This window comes from Vibrio sp. Vb0667, assembly GCF_033391095.1.
Genome location: NZ_JAWPOL010000308.1, coordinates 1 through 1,137 on the forward strand (window position 1 = coordinate 1; position 1,137 = coordinate 1,137).

The window sequence follows — 1,137 nt, forward strand, 5'->3', positions numbered from 1 at the left end:
TCATAATTTTCTGGGGTTATCGATATATGCAAGGTTAGATAAGTGCCAGCAAGTAAGCTGGCCTTTTTGATCAACAAATTCTGTAAAAACCACACTCATCAAACCAGTCATATTCTCTATATCGCTGTTCGTTTCTTATACAAAAAGTTAACAAATTAAATTTTTATACATTTTTATTGCATAAAAACTCCTTGTTGGTAATATGAATGCCAAGTGACAATTAATGCGGTATTGCAGCATGAGTATTCAGGTAAGCGGAATCAACAAATCCTACGGTGACACACAAGTTCTTCACGATGTAAGTTTCAATTGTGAAAACGGTGAAACGCTAGTGTTACTGGGCCCAAGCGGCGCGGGGAAGAGTTCTTTATTACGTGTTCTAAACCTTTTAGAAGGGGCGGATAACGGCAAGTTAAACATCGCTAATGACGTCTTCGATTTCTCGGCTGAAATCAAAGAAAAGCAAGGTTTAGCGCTTCGCCGTAAAGTGGGCATGGTATTTCAGCAGTACAACTTGTGGCCTCACATGACGGTCATGGAGAACTTGATTGAAGCGCCTATTAAAGTGTCTGGAATGGATAAAGAAGAAGCTAAAACCCAAGCGATGCAAATTTTGTCTACGTTGCATTTGGCTGACAAGGCCGACGCATGGCCGATGCAGCTTTCTGGTGGGCAGCAACAACGTGTGGCGATTGCTCGTGCATTGATGATGAAACCGGAAGTCTTGCTTTTTGATGAACCGACCGCAGCTCTTGACCCTGAAATTACGAACCAAGTCGTTAAGATTATTAAAGATTTAAGCGAAACTGGCATCACCCAAGTCGTAGTGACGCATGAGGTCGATTTTGCTAAGAAGATTGCTAGCCACGTTCTGTACCTCGAGAAAGGACACATCGTAGAGCATGGTACGCACGACGCTTTTGCTAACCCGCAAACCACACAGTTTGCTGATTATCTAAAGCACTAAAAACAACACCAATAAGTTCAGTCAACTAACAGATAAGCTCGGCTGTCATTGCGAGTGTCAGCCCAAGACGTACACACGGAGTATTGCAATGAAAAAGATTCTACTAACTTCACTAATCGGCCTTATTTCTGCAAACGTGGCAGCAAACGCAGTGGCACAAGATGAAATCA

1 protein-coding gene is annotated in these 1,137 nt (G+C 42.5%); it reads left to right on the forward strand.

Annotation, left to right across the window (positions count from 1 at the left end; genetic code table 11):
• Positions 1–238: 238 nt before the first annotated feature.
• Complete coding sequence (artP, locus tag R8269_RS25495) at positions 239–967, forward strand: arginine ABC transporter ATP-binding protein ArtP (RefSeq protein ID WP_005483352.1); 729 nt, start codon at positions 239–241, stop codon at positions 965–967.
• Positions 968–1,137 lie beyond the last annotated feature (170 nt).

Excerpts from the sequence above, each read along its gene's own strand:
- artP (WP_005483352.1), top strand. The coding sequence starts at position 239 with ATGAGTATTCAGGTAAGCGGAATCAACAAATCCTACGGTGACACACAA.